Origin of the sequence: Sphingobacterium sp. HSC-15S19 (assembly GCF_050433745.1) — a bacterium.
GTDB lineage: Bacteria > Bacteroidota > Bacteroidia > Sphingobacteriales > Sphingobacteriaceae > Sphingobacterium > Sphingobacterium siyangense.
The window spans coordinates 158,537-177,423 of record NZ_JBNPWQ010000007.1 but is presented as its reverse complement, the minus strand read 5'-3'; the positions used below and the strand labels follow the sequence as shown (position 1 = coordinate 177,423).

The 18,887-nt window shown below is 42.2% G+C and carries 15 protein-coding genes; 10 read left to right on the top strand and 5 right to left on the bottom strand.

All coding sequences use genetic code 11. From position 1 onward, the window contains the following. Positions 1–566 precede the first annotated feature (566 nt). Positions 567–1,214 carry a DUF6266 family protein gene (locus L1283_RS07740; RefSeq protein WP_341831118.1) on the top strand — a complete coding sequence of 216 codons (648 nt, stop codon included), beginning with the start codon at positions 567–569 and terminating at the stop codon, positions 1,212–1,214. Positions 1,215–1,229: 15 nt separating this feature from the next. Here the strand turns inward: L1283_RS07740 and L1283_RS07735 are convergent, their stop codons facing one another. The 3 genes from L1283_RS07735 to nagA form a co-directional block, all read right to left on the bottom strand. Further along, on the bottom strand, positions 1,230–1,784 hold the full coding sequence (locus L1283_RS07735; RefSeq protein ID WP_341831117.1) for an acyl-CoA thioesterase: 555 nt from the start codon (positions 1,782–1,784) through the stop codon (positions 1,230–1,232). 99 nt (positions 1,785–1,883) lie between these two features. Next, positions 1,884–3,509: a glycoside hydrolase family 10 protein gene (locus L1283_RS07730; RefSeq protein WP_429625994.1), complete on the bottom strand. Its 1,626-nt coding sequence runs from the start codon at positions 3,507–3,509 to the stop codon at positions 1,884–1,886. Positions 3,510–3,603: 94 nt separating this feature from the next. Continuing rightward, entirely contained in the window at positions 3,604–4,713 is a 1,110-nt protein-coding gene (nagA, locus tag L1283_RS07725; protein ID WP_429625993.1) for an N-acetylglucosamine-6-phosphate deacetylase, read from the bottom strand. Between the two features lie 147 nt (positions 4,714–4,860). On the opposite strand from nagA, the gene L1283_RS07720 reads away from it, so the two are divergent. From L1283_RS07720 to lipB, 9 genes are all read left to right on the top strand, one after another. Further along, the gene (locus tag L1283_RS07720) at positions 4,861–4,992 is read left to right on the top strand and encodes a DUF6728 family protein (RefSeq protein WP_312128511.1); all 132 of its coding nucleotides are present in this window, start codon (positions 4,861–4,863) and stop codon (positions 4,990–4,992) included. Positions 4,993–5,004: 12 nt separating this feature from the next. Beyond that, positions 5,005–5,391 (top strand): RidA family protein, encoded by a 387-nt coding sequence (locus L1283_RS07715; RefSeq protein WP_159333461.1) that lies wholly within the window; start codon positions 5,005–5,007, stop codon positions 5,389–5,391. Positions 5,392–5,394: 3 nt separating this feature from the next. Continuing rightward, positions 5,395–6,306, top strand: a complete 912-nt coding sequence (locus L1283_RS07710; RefSeq protein WP_429625992.1) for an EamA family transporter — start codon at positions 5,395–5,397, stop codon at positions 6,304–6,306. A 448-nt stretch (positions 6,307–6,754) separates the two neighbouring features. Continuing rightward, positions 6,755–9,814, top strand: a complete 3,060-nt coding sequence (locus tag L1283_RS07705) for a SusC/RagA family TonB-linked outer membrane protein (RefSeq protein WP_341831113.1) — start codon at positions 6,755–6,757, stop codon at positions 9,812–9,814. 96 nt (positions 9,815–9,910) lie between these two features. After that, positions 9,911–11,581: a RagB/SusD family nutrient uptake outer membrane protein gene (locus L1283_RS07700; RefSeq protein WP_248932685.1), complete on the top strand. Its 1,671-nt coding sequence runs from the start codon at positions 9,911–9,913 to the stop codon at positions 11,579–11,581. Positions 11,582–11,872: 291 nt separating this feature from the next. Beyond that, complete coding sequence (locus L1283_RS07695; RefSeq protein WP_088163229.1) at positions 11,873–12,298, top strand: hypothetical protein; 426 nt, start codon at positions 11,873–11,875, stop codon at positions 12,296–12,298. 65 nt (positions 12,299–12,363) lie between these two features. Beyond that, positions 12,364–14,469 (top strand): ATP-dependent DNA helicase RecG, encoded by a 2,106-nt coding sequence (gene recG, locus L1283_RS07690; protein WP_088163230.1) that lies wholly within the window; start codon positions 12,364–12,366, stop codon positions 14,467–14,469. A 460-nt stretch (positions 14,470–14,929) separates the two neighbouring features. Next, complete coding sequence (hflX, locus tag L1283_RS07685) at positions 14,930–16,120, top strand: GTPase HflX (RefSeq protein WP_075994499.1); 1,191 nt, start codon at positions 14,930–14,932, stop codon at positions 16,118–16,120. 60 nt (positions 16,121–16,180) lie between these two features. Then, entirely contained in the window at positions 16,181–16,876 is a 696-nt protein-coding gene (gene lipB / locus L1283_RS07680) for a lipoyl(octanoyl) transferase LipB (RefSeq protein ID WP_088163807.1), read from the top strand. A gap of 181 nt (positions 16,877–17,057) precedes the next feature. Here the strand turns inward: lipB and L1283_RS07675 are convergent, their stop codons facing one another. Together L1283_RS07675 and L1283_RS07670 are read right to left on the bottom strand one after the other, a co-directional pair. Then, a complete protein-coding gene (locus tag L1283_RS07675; protein WP_429625991.1) occupies positions 17,058–18,278 on the bottom strand; it encodes a hypothetical protein in 1,221 nt (406 codons plus the stop codon). 217 nt (positions 18,279–18,495) lie between these two features. After that, the gene (locus tag L1283_RS07670) at positions 18,496–18,876 is read right to left on the bottom strand and encodes a hypothetical protein (RefSeq protein WP_075994501.1); all 381 of its coding nucleotides are present in this window, start codon (positions 18,874–18,876) and stop codon (positions 18,496–18,498) included. Positions 18,877–18,887 lie beyond the last annotated feature (11 nt).

Here is an 18,887-nt window from a genome sequence, read left to right as displayed (position 1 = left end):
ATAACGGGCGGTTCCAACCCTAAGTTTATATCAATTACTATACAATAGTATGAAAAGCTTCCTGTTTTTGCAAGCTTATGCATAATTATTTGAAAAAGAAATAACAATAAACACATTAACGCACAATCTGACAGCAAAAAAACCATTAATTCCTATAAAAACAGATACAAAAACGCATAGCACAGCAAAATAAAAACCAAAACATCTTATAAAAGCATTTAGCAACACCTTTTCACCGAATTTGATAGCAGAAAAAAAACATTAGCACAACAAAACCACCAATAGCATGCAGCATCCAACACATAACAGCGTGCTTATGCAAGGAAATGCCAGGTCGGAACCACCATTTTAAGCTATTTAATTGCCATTGTATTCAGAGATTACTCGGTGCTTCTTCGGTACTTGTTCGGTACTTCTTCGGTGCTTCTTCGGTTGTGACCGAATAAAATCCGACTAAGTTCCGTCTTAGATCTGTAAAAGATCCGAGATAAAGTCGAACTTCATATTGATAAATGCTTATTTATTTTGTAGCTTAAAGAAAAATAAATAAGCAATTAACTTAGATTATGGCAGTCATTAAAAACGGTGCCAACGGCACGCTTTCAGGTAAAGCAGGATCAGTAGTGTTTGTTACCAATGGAAATACAACCTATGCTAGGGGCTTACCTAAGAAAAGTAGAAAAAAACCTTCTGCGGATCAAATCCAGTCACGCTCGCGTTTCTCCCTCATCCAAAAATTTATCTCTCCAATGCTAGATTTAATACGGGTCGGATTTAAAAACTATAACCCCAATAAAAAGGCTTACAGTAATGCCATGTCCTACAACCTCAATAATGCTATAGAAAAAACTGCTACTGGCTATGCAGTCAATTATATAAACTTCCGCGTTAGTAAAGGGGGGCCTAACCCTGTCTCCTCCCATACATTTCAGGTAGATAAAGAGACAGAAACATTCACACTCTTCTGGGAATATGACGCAAATATCGCAGCACAATACGACATCAACTCAAGTAGTTGCCGTTTGCTGCTATACAATCCGGACGAGTGCGCTTTCACAAATCACAGCATGAATACACTTGCTCAGCGAACACAGACAGTGAAACTTCAACGACAACAGCATATCGGCAACTACCACATCTATGTATTTTTCCATAGAACATACGGAAGCGACGAATGCACAGACAGTAAATATCTAGGGACATTTGAATGGTAAGAAAGGGAAGGAGACCTAAGAGTTCAGACTGATCTTCACATCAAAATGTTGCTTAATATAAGCCTGTTGTTCGGCGGAATCCGTTTCCAGATCGTGAATAGCACGGTCTCTTTCTTTGTCGACCTCCATCTTCACCACACAGCGGTAGAAACGAAATACATCTTTTTCGGTTTCCAATATTAACCTTGGCACCCGGGCAGGCTTGCCTGTTTCGTCTTTTGCCACCATCGTAAAATAAGAGGAATTACAATGCTTGGTTTCTCCCGTCTGAATATTCATGGCTTCGACCCGAATACCGACTTCCATAGAAGAGTTACCCACATAATTGACAGAAGCGATCAATGTCACCAATTCACCCACCTCAATAGGCTTCAAAAAATCAACTTTGCCAACTGATGCCGTCACACAATAATGTGCTGAAAATTTAGACGCGACAGCAAATGCGATCTGATCCATCAAGGATAAAATATAACCGCCGTGAATTTTACCGCCAAAATTAGCATTTGAGGGCAACATCAGCTGTGACATCCGAATCACAGAGTCGCTTACCGTTTTATAGATTTCTTCCATAACTATAAATTTACCTTGCATAGATTACAATTCAAAACAAAAAAGGGATATCTAAAATTCAGATATCCCTTTTTTAAGTGTTGATAACACAATAACTCGTTATTTTATCTTCTCAGCGACATAAGGCCCTTCATTGCTCAGGCGGTCAACAGCTTTTACCGCAATATACTGCAGTTTTTTGTTGTTTAATGTCGTTGGAATGTCCTTACTTGTAACTCCCGGATCCAGAATCTCATATTGCCATACCCCACCGTAGTTGAGATATAGTACCCATTTTGAAACCTGATCAATTTGCTGGTGCTGCCATTTCGCAAAGATATTTCCTCCCTGTGGAGTCAGTAGCAAAGTCGGTTTTAACAAAGGATTTGCATTCAACCAAGGGCTTGTTGGCACCAATGCTTTCACCTGATAAGGACCATTCACCAAAGCTTGTGTCATGGCCGGGTTTTTGGTAAGCCCTGCCAGACTCCAGTGGATCACCCCTTCCCGGTTATCAGGCAATAGTGTACGCGCTGCCTCCACTTGATTAACAATTTCCTGAACATATTCCGGACCACGTCTGCCAACTGTATTGATACCTGGCCACAGGTGGCGTCCCAATGTATTCTCACTTTCCCACCATTTTAACAAAGCCGTATAGCTCTGTCTGGCTGGCTGTATAGGCCAATACAGCTGGGGAGCAAAATAGTCTATCCAGCCTTTGTTCAACCATAATTTAGCATCTGCATAAAGCATATCATACTGGCTGGAGCCCTGGATCCCTGCCGGATAACCAGGTTTCCAGATACCAAAGGGACTGATACCGAATTTCACAAAATTTTTCTCTTTCTTAATATCCTTATAAATACGTTCGATAAAGGTATTTACGCTATTTCTACGGAAGTCTCCGCGCGATAAATCCCCTCCATTACGTCTGTATTCATTGTAACTATCCGAATCCGGAAAATCCTGGCCACCATTATATTCCGCGTAAGGATAGAAATAATCGTCAAAATGCACACCATCGATATCATAACGTTTGACGATATCCATAACCACGCGCGCAGCATGATCCTGTGTAGATTGCTTAGATGGATCAAACCAATAATAGCCCTGTTTTAATTTGACAACCGATTCGGGCATTTTACGTGCCATAGAAGTCGAGGTAACAGCACCACCAGCAGTATGATGAGCACGATAAGGATTCAACCAAACATGCAGCTCAATCCCTCTTTTATGCGCCTGTTCCACCCAGAAATCAAGTGGATCATAATAAGGAGATGGAGCCTGTCCTTCTGTTCCAGTCAAAAAGAAAGACCAGGGCTCAAGATCACTTTTATAAAAAGCATCGGCTGATGGACGCACCTGAAAGATTACGGCATTAAAATTATTATTTTTCAAAAAATCCAGAATGCCGATCGCTTCCTGTTGCTGCTCGGCTGTACTCAGGTTGTTTTTGCTCGGCCAATTGATATTTGCAACAGAGGCCACCCAAGCTGCACGGAACTCGCGTGGTAACACAGGGAGATCAACCACAATTTCCTTCTTCTTTTCTGCAACTGGCTGTTCTTTTGTTTCAATTGTGTTTTTCACCCGTTCGCGCTTGGGCACTGTGGGGGGATCTTTTTTTACAATTTCGACATTTGTAGTTGTGGTATTAACAGGCTCCTGTTTTTTATTTTTCTTGGATGAACAAGAAGATAAAACAAAAAGTGCTGTTGCCAAAAATAATAGGGAACGTTTCATCAAGCTATAGAATAGTGTTTTTTCAAAATAACGAACGAAGATACATATAATATTGGTCAATGTCGGTCAATTGGCCAATCTTCTCCGAAATGGATCAATGCTTTAACTCACCTTTGAAAATCACCTGCTCCAACCTAAAGTCGTCGTTAAAGACAATGACATTCGCTATGCTTCCAGCATTTAGATTTCCGATATCCGTTCGTTTTAGCAGGTTTGCCGGATACACCGTCGCCATTCGGATCGCTTCATCGCGTGGTATGCCTACCTTTTGCACGGCATTTTTTACCCCCTCAAGCAAGGAGATTGCCGCTCCTGAAATGGTGCCATCAGGCAGGGAATAATAGCCATCGTTCAATACGTGATGATAGATGTCTTTATCGCAGGCGGCTACAGCATCTGTAATCATAAACAGCCGCTCGGCCATCTGACGTTTCGCAATTTTTACGGCTTCAAAGCTGACATGATGTCCGTCGACAATAATACTTGCTTGTGCAGTCGGATGATTAAAAATTGCGCCGACTAACCCGACTTCGCGATGATGTAACGGCGACATGGCATTAAACAGGTGGGTACTTGTTGGAATCCCCAGATCATAACCGTGGGTACCTTCCTCAAAAGTCGCATCACTATGTCCGGCACTGAGCAATAGATTATAGCCCTGCAAATGCTGTAAGATATCATCAGCGAAACATTCTGGCGCAATGGTCATCATCTTGACAACCTGATTTCCGGACAAAAGATCGTCAATCTTTTCCTTTGTAGGCTCGATAATTAATTCCGCGGGATGCGCACCCCGTTTTTTAGGATTCAAAAAGGGACCTTCCAGATGCAATCCTAAAAATGCATCGTGCCGAAAGCCTTCTGCCACCCGAATGGCATCCTTAAATACGGGAATGGTATTGGTCGCTAAGGTCATCATAAAAGAAGTTGTGCCTTTACGGACCAAACCCTCAGCGATGCGTTCCAAAGAGGCTACACTACGTTCGGCAGAATACAAGTCCGATCCGTCACCATACAATTGAAGGTCAATCAGCCCAGCACAAATATTAGACCCGCCGACTGGATAACTGGTATAATCTGCAGGCACCTCATCATCATGGACAATCGCTACAATTTTACCTTCGCTGATCAGCAATGCTCTTTGCTCCAAAATCGACTCACCAGTGTATATTTTGCCACCAATTAATGCTATCTTATTATTCATATAAATTCTATTTCATTGCCAAGTTACTAAAATTCAAAAAAAACCTGTCACTTGCATAAGATTTTGTTTTGTAGTCTACAAGAAATCCGTTCAAAGTTTTTGATCTTTTCATTTTCACTTTCTAATTTACTGTTGTAACTTAGTTCCATGTACTTCTTTAGAAAGCGTAACGCCGATCGCCCCACAAATGGCAGCATAAAAGCTATGCATATTATTAATGCAACGGCCATTATTGTTTTTTTATTGGGCCTGATCTACAAAATATTTTTTACTTCCTAAACACTGTTATCCATGTCAAAAAAAGAAATTTTAAATACCGACAAAGCTCCTGCTGCAATAGGACCATATAACCAGGCAATCAAAGCCGGTAATACATTATATGTCTCTGGACAAATTCCTCTGGTTCCCGAAACAATGGAATTAATTTCATCGGGTGTGAAAGACGAAGCGCATCAGGTACTGAAAAATGTAGAAGCTATCTTGACCAATGCGGGATATACTTTTGAAGATGTTGTCAAAGCTTCGATTTTCTTAAGTGATATGGGCAATTTTACCTTAGTCAATGAAGTCTATGCCGAATATTTTAAGGAAGCGCAACCAGCACGTGAGTGTGTTGCGGTAAAAACCCTTCCTAAGAATGTAAATGTCGAAATTTCGGTCATTGCCTGGAAAGATTAATCCGTGGAAAATAACAACGAAACAGCAAGCCGCGGAAAATATCTTTTCGCGGCTTTTTTGGCCCCTTTTATCTGGGGATTTATGTCTATCCCTGTACGCTGGATACGCGGCTATCCGGCCGAAGATATTCTGTATTTTAGAATAATAACGGCGCTCCTGATCCTCTGGATATACCTGTTGCTGTTTCGAAGAAAAACCATGCAAGCTGATATTCGGAAGTTCCAACTTCTGCCTCGGGCGGGCAAGCTCCGCCAGACCTGCCTTACCCTACTCGCGTCGGCGTTCATCTTTGGAAACTGGTTTACCTATATTTATGCGGTCAACCATATTAGCATTCAGTCTGCGGCATTGGCTTACCTGACCTGCCCCCTGATCACTGCGGCGGGTGCCTACCTCATGCTCAAGGAGGAGCTAACGAACCAGCAAAAAACAGCGCTTTTTATTGCCTTTGGCAGCGTTTGTCTGCTTGCAAAAGGTTCGTTACATGATGTCCTCTGGGCTATTACCATTGCCACCTGTTACGCTTTTTATCTGATCGTACAACGGGTATCTACGGGTTTCGATAAACTCAATCAATTGGTGATCCAACTCAGTATATGTGCATTGGTTGTGATCCCCAAACTAATCTACAATCATCATGCAATTCCGGCAGAACCCATATTTTGGGGCACCATAATACTCATCGCATCGCTATTCACAATTATCCCCCTTTTCCTGAGCATGTATGCACTCATTGGCATTTCATCAACAACGACTGGCGTTCTGCTCTATATTAATCCGCTGATCGCATTTACTTTAGCCGCAACCTATTTTCGAGAATCCGTTTCTCCAATAAAATATATTGCTTACGGAATCATACTTGTCGCAATTATCCTTTTTAATATCAAAAACATCAAAGGGAATGTTTCCACATAGAAGCCGCATGCAAAACAATAGCTCATTTTTTATTTTAAAATCGCTCTTAAATCAAGTACACGGTTGAAATTAAACCGCTTATATCTTTCTGATGGTGAAAGACAGTACCAAAATCGCTACTTAAAAAAATGACAAAACACATAACAATATCAATACATTAACTATTAAAATCGCATTATATGTATCATTTTTGTTTCATAAAATTTTTGATTTTTGCTCAACTATAGTAAATTAGATCTTTATTAAGGGAAATCACACCGCTCTTTCTTCCTATAACTTAGGTATTGAATAGCATATACACTATTACAAATAATCACTTATTTTGCCCCCCGATTATTCAATATCTTCTCTTCTAACCAAAATGCTAAATGGAATTAGCCCATTTCATTAAAAATTTCACCGTTATGAAAATATGTATATAAAAAACTGAATATAACACATATACTATATGAATAACAAATTATACTCTACATTAAGGGTGTTAGGTATTGTTCCAACAATGCTTTTTTCAGCATCTTTATTGCACGCGCAAACCAACCAGGTAAAAGGAACGGTTATAGACGCAAAAACCAAAGCTCCTATTCCAGGTGCCACAATCAAAGTATTAGGTACTTCCAATGCAAGTTCTACGGATATCAAAGGCGCATTTCAGATCAATGTGGATGACAAGAATCGCATACTGAACATCAGTACAGTCGGTTACGAAAACAAAACGGTAACACTTGGTCCCGGCGAAACGACAGTGACGGTAAGTCTGGACGAACAGACACAGCAACTGGAAAGTGTGGTCGTTACTGCTTTGGGTATTAGCCGTGCACAAAAATCATTAACATACTCTACGCAACAGGTCAGTGGTGACGAATTAAACAAAGTTAAAAGCACCAACTTGGCGAATAATTTAAACGGTAAAGTTGCCGGTGTTAACATTGCTTCCAGCTCTTCTGGACCAGGTGGTTCAGCAAAAGTTATTTTGCGCGGCAACAAATCGGCTTCCGGTAATAACCAAGTCCTTTATGTTGTCGATGGGGTTCCGATCAACAACCAGACTTTAGCAAACCAGCCAGACGATGTATTCGGTGGACAGCGCGATGGTGGAGACCCGATTTCATTGATCAATCCAGAGGATATAGAAAACATCTCTGTATTAAAGGGCGCTTCCGCAGCCGCATTATACGGTAGCCAGGCCGCCAATGGCGTTATCCTGATTACAACAAAATCAGGCAAGCAAGGCCGCACAACGATCAACTTCTCATCAAGTGCACAAATAGAACAGGCTGTCTCGACACCTGAATTCCAAAACCAATACGGTCAAGGTTCAGGCGGTAAAAACAGTAATACCAGTGTATTTAGCTGGGGCGATAAAACCAATGGTGCCAACTATGATAATGTAGGGGAATTTTTCCGTACAGGTAGCAACTTTACCAATTCATTGACACTATCCGGAGGTAACGAAAAAAATCAAACGTACTTCTCTTATGCCAATACCCTTGCGAAAGGTGTTCTTCCAGAAAATGACCTGATGCGTCACAACTTCAATCTCAAAGAAAGTGCTTCATTCTTTGATAATAAGTTGACCGTTGAAGGAAGTGCTAATTACATTACGCAAAAATTGGATAATGCACCGACTTCGGGTTTTTATTACAGTCCATTAGTTGGAACCTACTTATTACCTCGAAGCTTAAATATCGCGGATTATAAAAACTACGAAACGTTTAACACAGGCCGTAATCTTTACGACCAAAACTGGTTTACACTTTCGGACGACGAAACTACGCAACAGAATCCCTGGTGGATTATGAACCGTAACTCAACCCGGTCTACACGCAATCGCCTGTTATTAAACGGTAGTGCGAAATATAAAATCGCACCTTGGATCAGCGTACAGGCCCGTGGTAGTGTCGACCGCACCAGCGAGGTATGGGATAGAAAAGCTTATGCCGGCACGCAACACATCTTAGCACGCGAAAACGGTGCTTATAGCTATACCAACACGACCATTACGCAACAATATGGTGATTTGATCGCCAATATGAACTTTAATATTGGTGATAAGCTACAGATCACCGGATTGGTTGGTACAAGTATCACCGATTGGAAAACAGAAGGTACTGATTTTAACAGCGGTAAAAATGGGCTGAAAATTCCAAATCAGTTCTTTATCCAAAATACCACAACGCCTGTTACGTCTACATTATCCGCAAACCGGAGACAGCTACAGTCGCTATTCGCATCGGCTAACTTAGCGTACGATAACTGGGTTTATCTGGACTTAACAGCTAGAAATGACTGGTCAAGTACCCTTGCCTATACCGGTACACCGTCTTTCTTCTACCCTTCTGTAGGTCTGGGTATTGTACTAAATGACAAGCTCAATCTACCCGAATTTGTCAATATGGCCAAAATCCGCGGTTCCTACGCAAAAGTCGGAAACGACCTTCCGCCTTACACCACATTGCTTACCAACCGGGTAGACCCTTATGCGGTATTAACGGTAAATGATATTGCTTTCTTGAAAGAATTAAAGCCAGAGAAAACAGCTTCCTTGGAGATTGGTACAGAATGGCGTATGTGGAATAACCGTTTGAATGTTGACGTTACTTATTACAAAACAAACACCACCAATCAATTTTTCAAAATTGCAGCTGGAAATGCATCCCTCAACAACATGTATGCGGTTAATGCCGGAGACATTCAGAATCAAGGGGTAGAAGCATTGGTATCGTTGGATGCGATCAAAAATGATGATTTCAAATGGACGACCAGTGTCAACTTTACGTACAATAAAAACAAAATCGTAAAACTTGCAGACGAGATCACTGAATTCACGCTAACAGGTGAAAGCCGCAATAACTTTGCTTCCAAACTGAAAGTCGGTGGTTCATTCGGCGATATCTATGGTCAGGATTTTGTACGTGATGGTCAGGGAAGAATTATCATTTCTGAAGATGGTATTCCACAAAAGAATAATACATTTACCAAACTTGGGAATTCCAACCCGATCTGGCAAATGGGCTGGAACAACAGTTTCAATTATAAAAATTTCAACTTAAGCTTCCTGATCGATGGTAAATTTGATTATCAGGTCATGTCGGTGACACAAGCATTGCTTGATGGTTACGGTGTTTCAAAAGTCAGTGGCGACGCTCGTGCCAATGGCGGCGTTAGTATCAATGGGGTTACACCAAGCGGTAAAGCCGTAACAACAGTCGATGCAGAAAAATGGTACACTTCCACAGCTGGTATGGGCCCTGTTAGCAGTCAATATATTTACGACGGAACGGTGGTGCGGTTGCGTGAATTGACTTTCGGTTATGACTTCAATATTAAAGACAGTTTCTTCAAAAAACTTCGCGTAAATGCTGTAGGAAGAAACCTATTCTATATCTCGAAAAAGGCTCCTTTCGATCCTGAAGTAACCATGTCTACAGGTAATTCCTTAAGTGGGGTGGATATCTTTATGATGCCGGCAACGCGTAACTACGGTCTTACACTAAATGCAACTTTCTAAACGGCCAACAATGAAATATCCACCGCTAAAAAATACCTATATCGGTAAACATGGCGAGGGTATTTTATATAGTCTTAAAATACAAACGATTAAAAGATGAAATTTAACATAAAAAACATATCCAAGTTCTCACTCGCTTTTTTAATGCTTGGCGGCACCTTAAGTAGTTGCACCAAGAATTTTGAGGACTATAACAAAAATAACATTGGCGTTACGGATGAGGATTTAAAAGGTGATGGCCAAGATCTTGTCATTTTCTTGCGAAATGCACAGATGTCTATCTACAATTTCTCAGGCGCAGGCGATCCCAACTCTTATCAAGTACAACAGAATCTGAACGCGGATGTATTTTCAGGTTTCTTCATGTCTCCTACGCCTTTTAATAGTGGACAGAACAACCTGAATTATGCCATGGTGAACGGATGGAATGGAGAACCATTTAAAGTACTCTATCTGAATGTCATTAAATCTATTGAAAAGCTAAAAAGCAATGGGCTTGCAGAAACATATCCAGCACTATGGGGCTCGGCTTTGGTGATCAAAGTAGAAGCGGCCAGTCGGGTGACAGATATTTATGGCCCTATTCCATATAGTAAAGTCGGCACCTCCAACACCGTTCCATACGACAAACAATCCGATGTATATGCTGCTTTCTTCAAAGAGCTTGATGAGGCTGTAACCGCATTGAAATCGTACAAAGCAGATAGTCCAATGGCTGCTAAAATTGACCAGATCGATCTTGTATTTCCGAATACAGATAATCAGGTCAGATTTAAAAATTGGTTGAAAATTGCCAATTCATTGCGCCTTCGTTTAGCGATGCGTTTGGTCAAAATCGATGCGACGTTAGCGAAAACACAGGCTGAGAAAGCATTGGATCCGGCAAATGGTGGTGTCTTGGAAAGCAATAGCGAAAACTTCAAGATCACTGTACCTGCAGATGGAACCTACAGCAATCCACTTTGGTTTATTTCCAAAAACTGGGCCGATACCCGTATCAATGCGACGCTTTCGTCTTATATGACAGGACTGAATGACCCGCGTATCTCCAAATACATGGCACCTGTCATTAAAGATGCAACCACAACAGCTTTCGCCGGTAAATACATTGGAATCCGTACGGGTGCTGATGGTATCGAAAAGGATAAATACCAAAAACTATCCGCTTTGAATACCGAAGGTACAACGCCTACTTTCGTAGCGACAACAGCACCGATATTAATGACTGCTGCTGAGGTTTACTTCCTACGTGCCGAAGCGGCATTGAGAGGTTGGAACAATGCTGGCGGAACAGCGCAATCACTTTATGAAAAAGGAGTGGAAACTTCCTTTACGCAATGGGGTGTAACTTCTGGTTTAAGCACTTACCTCAATGATAATACAAGTAAGGCAGCAGCTTACGAGGATCCGTTCAATGCGAAGAATAATGCAGAATCACCAAGTGCTCTTACAATCAAATGGAATGAGGGCGCTACCAACGAAGAAAAATTGGAACGTATTATCACACAAAAATGGTTGGCGATCTTCCCTGAAGGACAAGAGGCTTGGAGTGAATTCCGCCGTACAGGATATCCACGTCTATTCCCAGTTGTTGTCAACAATAGCGGTGGACTGATCGATACTAAAATACAGATCCGCCGTTTACCGTTCCCACAAAATGAATACAATACAAATGCAGCCGAAGTACAATCTGCAATCTCCTTGTTGGGCGGACCTGACAACGGCGGTACCAGACTTTGGTGGGATGTAAATAAGGGTAATTTCTAATCGAGAAATGATCCGAAATAAATCTTAAACGGGGCTGTCCAAAACGATTGGACAGCCCTGTTTTTATGCAATTAATATCTATCCTCCAGCTTTAACCAAGTCTCTTCTCTTCTCTTCTCTTCTCTTCTCTTCTCTTCTCTTCTCTTCTCTTCTCTTCTCTTCTCTTCTCTTCTCTTCTCTTCTCACGGCTACTGCGACATACTCCAAGTTCGCTTAACAAAAACTTAATAGAGACCTCCTGTAGCAGAGATCAAAAATTACCCGTTTAGTTAAAAAACCAAGAAGAATATTATGAAAAATCTTTCCATTTTGGGTATGACCACCCTCTTAGCCTGCAGCATGCTATTTGTTGTCTGTAAATCAGAATCACATTTAGAAAACCCCTACAAGGACAAAACAGAAAAGGAACTTGAGTCGCTTTCCAATGAAAAATACAGTAAAATAATTGCCTTCGCCAGCCCCAAAGCATGCAGTGATGCTACAGAATGGGAAATGATAGAAATACGGACAGTATGTGGGACAAGTTATCTTCCCTACCACAAATCCGTTGATAAAACAACCTTGCAGAATATGATCAATGACAACAACAAACTGATGGAAATATACCAGCCTATGATGGCTCCCCGAATAAATTGTATACCTTATCGCAAACCATTGAGCGTGATCTGTAAAGAAGGAAAAGCAGACATTAACTATGAAGAACCTGCTTCAAAATAGTTATACCAAGCCAATAAACGGCTCCACAAAAGCATAAATTTTCGTAATTTAGCCATTCAAGAAGAATGGCTGAATTAAGTTTAATTACCCCCATAGAATACCTCAAAGGTGTAGGTCCACAAAAAGCAGATGTACTCAAAAAAGAGCTACAGGTGTTTACCATTGGCGATCTATTGACACAGTATCCTTTCCGTTATATCGACCGTACGGAGTTTCATAAAATCCGGAAACTTCATCCTGATATGATGGCTGCACAGGTTCTGGGCCGTCTGGTTTCTTTACAGCTCGTGGGCGAGAAGAGAACGAAACGTCTTGTCGGTTCTTTCAAAGATGAAACCGGCTCCATGGAGCTTGTCTGGTTTCAGTCTATTCCATGGCTTCAAAAATCATTGAAAGTTGGTTCGGCCTATATTATTTATGGCAAGCCAAGCGAATTCAATGGTCAGCTATCCATTACCCATCCCGAAATGGATCTGTATAATCCGCAGGTAAAACAGATCGGCAATATGAGTTTACAGCCGGTTTATTCATCAACAGAGAAACTCAAAAAGTTCAATCTGGATACCAAAGGAATCCAACGCTTACAACAGACTGCATTGGAAACCGTATTTCGCACTATAGGCGAATCCCTTCCTCAGGATGTTCTCACTAAACATGGCCTGATATCGCGACAGCAGGCTTTCGCATCCATACATTTTCCAAGCGATCAAAAGGAGCTTAATCAAGCCATCAAACGCATCAAGTTTGAAGAACTATTCTTTATACAACTCAAGCTGCTCAACAACAAACAGCTCAATACTCAGAAGTTTAGAGGCCAGCGCTTCAATAAAGTCGGTGAAAAATTCAACACATTCTTTAATGAGCGCCTTCCGTTCCCGTTGACAGGTGCACAGAAGCGCGTTGTGAAGGAAATCCGTATCGATACCAATACAGGCGCGCAGATGAACCGTCTGGTGCAGGGCGATGTTGGCTCCGGCAAAACAGTTGTTGCCCTCATGAGTATGCTGCTCGCTGTCGACAATGGATTTCAGGCCTGCATGATGGCACCAACAGAAATCCTGGCGACACAGCATTATCATGGACTCAAGCAGCTCGTGGGCGATGACATCGTCAATATCAAGCTACTTACAGGCTCCACAAGCACGAAGGAACGTCGCTTGATCCACCAGGCACTGGAAGATGGCAGCCTGGATATTTTAATTGGCACCCATGCCCTGATCGAGGATAAGGTGCAGTTCAAAAACCTGGGCTTCGTTGTTATTGACGAACAGCATCGCTTTGGCGTAGAACAACGGGCCAAACTTTGGCGGAAGAATGTCATTCCACCGCATATGTTAGTCATGACAGCCACACCTATTCCACGCACACTAGCGATGACCATGTACGGCGACTTGGACATCTCCGTGATAGACGAATTACCTGCTGGGCGTAAACCAATCAAGACTGTTCACTTTTTTGAAAGTTCGCGTTTGCGGATGTTTGGTTTTATGCGCGAGGAGATCGCCAAAGGCAGGCAGGTCTACTTGGTATATCCCCTTATCAAGGAAAGCGAAAAACTGGATCTGATTTATTTAGAAGCAGGCCTTGAGAACTTGCAACGCGAATTTCCACTACCACAATACAAGATCAGTATTGTTCACGGCAAGATGCCCGTAAAAGATAAAGACTTTGAGATGCAACGATTTGTCAAACATGAAACGCAGATTATGGTTGCCACCACCGTTATCGAGGTTGGAGTTAATGTTCCCAATGCCTCGGTCATGGTCATTGAAAATTCCGAACGTTTTGGATTATCCCAGCTGCACCAATTGCGTGGCCGCGTAGGCCGTGGTGCCGAACAGTCTTTCTGTATCCTGATGTCGGGCAATAAGCTGAGCAAAGAAGGACGATTAAGGCTGGATACAATGGTGCGTACCAATGACGGGTTTGAGATTGCGGAAGTCGACCTACAGCTACGTGGTCCGGGCGACATATCAGGCACGCAACAGTCGGGTGTACTTGACCTCAAGATGGCGAACCTAGCGACAGATCAGGCATTGCTTACCGAATGCCGTAACACCGTCATTGCTATCTTCAAAGAAGACCCAACACTACAAAGTGAAAAGAATCATCTGCTGCGAAGCTTCCTGGCAAGAAAATCCGATGGCATTGCCTGGGATAAGATTTCTTAACCGCATGTCATTTTCGAAATAAAAAACGGGGTCAGCAAATCAATCGACAACGTGTTTAAGGGAATAAACAGAGCGCGTTGGAATCTAAAGGCCGCTCTTCAACATAAATAGGATGCGAATTGTTTTTAATTAGCGCTTGAAGACAATTTATCTTTTTTGTAAATAAAACCAAATTTATTTACTTTTGCATCATTATGAACATGATATAGAAAAATATCCCTTCTTTTACTAGGCAAAAGATGGCGACCGAACGCTTACATATTTTGAGTTGCCCTGGTAAGCAAATCACAGGAAATTTATTGGTTAATGGAGAATTATGTCATAATCGGCATCCAAAAACCGGGCTTGCGAGCTCATTGAAAATAATTAAAAAGTGAACGTATAACAAGAGGTAGGCAATAGCATACAGTGTAAAGCTTAATGACCTGCCGACTTCACTTGAAAGACTTAATAGTACAAAATGGCCAGATTTAAAATACACGATACAGCTATAAAACCCGAAACAGCCGTCTTGGTGAGTGTCATCACGCCAAGTGTGACGGAGACAAAAGCAAAGGAATACTTGGAGGAACTTGAATTTCTTGTACAGACTGCCGGTGGCGAGACCAAAGGTATGTTTACACAGAAACTGGGCTTCCCAGATCGCGCTACATTTGTCGGTAGTGGAAAGCTGGAAGAAATAAAAGCATACGTCGAAGCCGAGGAAATCGACATCGTTGTTTTCGACGATGAGCTTTCACCTTCGCAGTTGCGCAACATTGAAAAAGAACTGAAACGCAAGATATTGGACCGCTCCAATCTCATCCTGGACATCTTTGCCCGTCATGCCAAAACAGCACAGGCGAAGACACAGGTGGAATTGGCACAGCTGCAATACCTTTTACCTCGTTTGACCCGTATGTGGACCCACTTGGAACGTCAGCGCGGGGGTATTGGTATGCGCGGTCCGGGTGAGTCACAGATCGAGACCGATAGACGGATCATTCTGGACAAAATTTCCTTGTTCAAAGAACGCCTAAAAGCAATCGACAAGCAAAACGAGACACAACGAAAAAACCGTGGTGAGATGATCCGTGTAGCTTTGGTAGGTTATACCAATGTCGGAAAATCGACGATCATGAATATGATCTCCAAGTCTGATGTATTGATCGAGAATAAACTTTTCGCGACATTAGATACGACAGTACGTAAAGTTGTTATCGACAACCTTCCTTTTTTGCTTTCAGATACCGTTGGTTTTATCCGCAAACTGCCGCATCACTTGGTGGAATGTTTCAAATCCACATTGGATGAAGTTCGGGAAGCCGATGTCCTGATCCACGTGGTCGACATCTCCCATCCGAATTTTGAAGATCATATCCAGGCGGTAAACGAAACATTGAAGGACCTTAAAGCGCTGGACAAACCGGTGATTACGGTATTTAACAAAATTGACCTTTATAAACCAGCCGTCGAAGAAGGACACGATGGCGAGGAGATCGAGGTAACGTTGGATGATTTCCGTAATTCCTGGATGGCAAAAAATTCAGATCCCGCAATCTTTCTGTCAGCAACAAATAAAACGAATATCGAAGAGTTCAAACAAAAACTTTACGATATCATTGTGAAGATGCACAATGAACGTTATCCATACAATAACTTATTGTATTAATTTTGACAAACAATGCTGTGAATGGACCTTATGTCCATTCACAGCTTAAAAAAACACGAAATGAACAAAAAGGTGCAGTTTCAAGATTGGGGTCTTGTCGATTACCAAGAAGCCTGGGACAGACAAGAATCCATCTTTAAGGGAGTATTGGACATTAAGCACGACAATAGGGTCAACGCGACAGCAACCAGTACCCCGAATTACTTGATCTTTACAGCACATCCCCATGTTTATACCTTGGGGAAAAGCGGGCACGAAGAATACTTGCTGTTAGATGAAAAAGGGCTCGAAGAGAAAGAGGCCAAATTCTACAAGATCAACCGGGGTGGCGACATTACCTATCACGGTCCGGGACAGATTGTCGGTTACCCGATCCTGGATCTCGACAACTTCTTTACCGATATACATCTTTATCTGCGTACACTGGAAGAGGCCATCATACTAACCTGTGCTGATTTCGGTATCGAAGCCGGGAGATATCCCGGGTTTACCGGTGTATGGATAGAGCCCGATAAACCGACCGCACGCAAAATCTGTGCGATGGGGGTTCGCGCTTCACGCTGGGTGACCATGCATGGTTTTGCATTCAATGTCAACACAGACCTCGACTATTTTGGCAACATCATTCCTTGCGGTATCGACGATAAGGATGTAACGTCTTTAAAGCGGGAACTTGGCAAAGAAGTCGATATGGAAGACGTGAAAGAAAAATTGAAAGGACATATTGCAAAACTCTTTGAAATGCAAGTAGTCTAATTTAAGATTTCAATAACATCCAAAGGCCCTTTGAAAGCGGAGTTTTAATTCCCCTTCAAAGGGCCTTATTTTTTGAGCATCCCTGTTCATGCTCGTTAATAAAATCCTTGCTAACATCACAAAGGAAGGACATTTCAAACGCTTGGAAGTCTATACTTAACCCCTACACAATTTCGGAGCATTAACAATAATACATGCACTCATAGCTGGCCAGTTTTCCTTCGACAAATTTGAAAATAAATAACCCGGCATCGCCATTTTGAATATAGTACGTATGTGGCGTTGAAATCCAATCTGCCGAAAGCAGTTCACCAAAGTGGTTTACAAAGTCTTTTTCTGCGTAATTGGCATCCATTCGCTCGTTGCCCATGACAATGGTTTCGCCATCACTAAAAAATAGCTTATATATCGAACCGACCACTTTCCCTTTATAGTTTTCTTCGAAAGCTACGATCATATTCGGTGTTTTATAGTAATACCGCGGCTCCCAGCCACATTCGGGCATATCCGGGATTTCGGAAACCCGTTGTAAAGCGAGTTGCTTCATCTGAGCATCCGTAATTTTGCCGTCAGATAACGACACTCCTTTCCATTCGAAATGGAAATTCAGCGCTTTCAGTTTCTTGGCATAAACTTCGGACTGGAGCTCATTTTGGAATTTATTGGCCAAGAGTAATTCAAAGTCTATATCAACTTTGGGATCTACTATTCCCGCTTGAGCATAAGATTCCTTCCAATAAGTAAGGGCCTGTTTTAATTTGGGATACTTGGTCCAACCGATCTCACGCAGGCGGCCAACTGCTGCCAGCTCTTTCTCCTGGTCCTTTCCTTTTATGGCCAGATATTCTCTTAGCACCTTGTCATACGTTAGTTCTGACCCCAAAAATTTCATCTGAATATACTCCGGACTTTCATGAAAGTGGTCTCCGATGTAGACCCATCCATCTGTGTAGAGCGGCACATAATCGATACATACCATTTCATTGAGCCCTGCCCTACGCACAGCGGTACTTGTTGTATTAGGAGCCTTACGCACGCGCAATTGCGACACCTGCACATAGAAATGTGGGCATTGGGCATCTGTTGTTCCGCGATAGAAATATTGTTTTGGCTCGCCGGCAGATCTTTTTCCGAACATTGCACTTTTGAGGGGCTGACGGTCAATATAGCCGATATCCCCATTACTCACCTGCACCTTATACTGTGTATTGGTGGAATCTAGCAGGTAGACAGGAGCCTCGGTCGGAAAAACCCCCAAGAGGTCTTTACTGTTTCCTGCTTCACGGTAAAGGTGCCCCCATGTTGAGGTATACATTGGGCGCTGACCCGCAGCCTGTGCTACTGCCTGATGCACAAAACAAGCTAAAAGCAGACAGCATATAACAAATACTTTTTTCGACATAAAATTAATTCTTTGAATAAAGGACTAGTGGTCGTTCCATTGCGATCAACCGCAGGGAACGAGACATCTATAAATGCAACAGAAACTTTTTCTGGCTGCCGGTCAAACATGCACCGTTACAATAACGAAATTAAAACAAAAAGGAGGCCAATGAAATCACCGGAATCAGGTATTTTTTGGAGAGGAGATTATTTGGTTTCTAAACTACGCGATATGGCTATTTGCGTTGCAATAAACTCACCTGTCCTTCTAATGACTGGATTGTTTTTTCCTGTGCCTTGACTGTTTGCTCTAAGGCATTGACCAGCTGCCTATAAATTCCGAGGCCTTCGGCAGTAGAAGGAGCTGTTTCGGCAGGTGGAGCACTTACCACATTCCTCTCATCCTTCCGCATCATAGTTCCTTCCCCCATGAGTAACCAGGCCGGACTAATGTCGGGATGTTTAGACAGTATAGCAACCATGGCATCGGAGCTGAGTGCAGTATTTTTCTGCCCTCCCTTAAAGTTTGCATAGGAAAGTTGCACATCTTTGAAAAATTCGGTTTTGCTGATCCCTTTGGTTTCAGCAATAAGCAGCACACGTTCCTTTACATTCACCTATAGCTTTT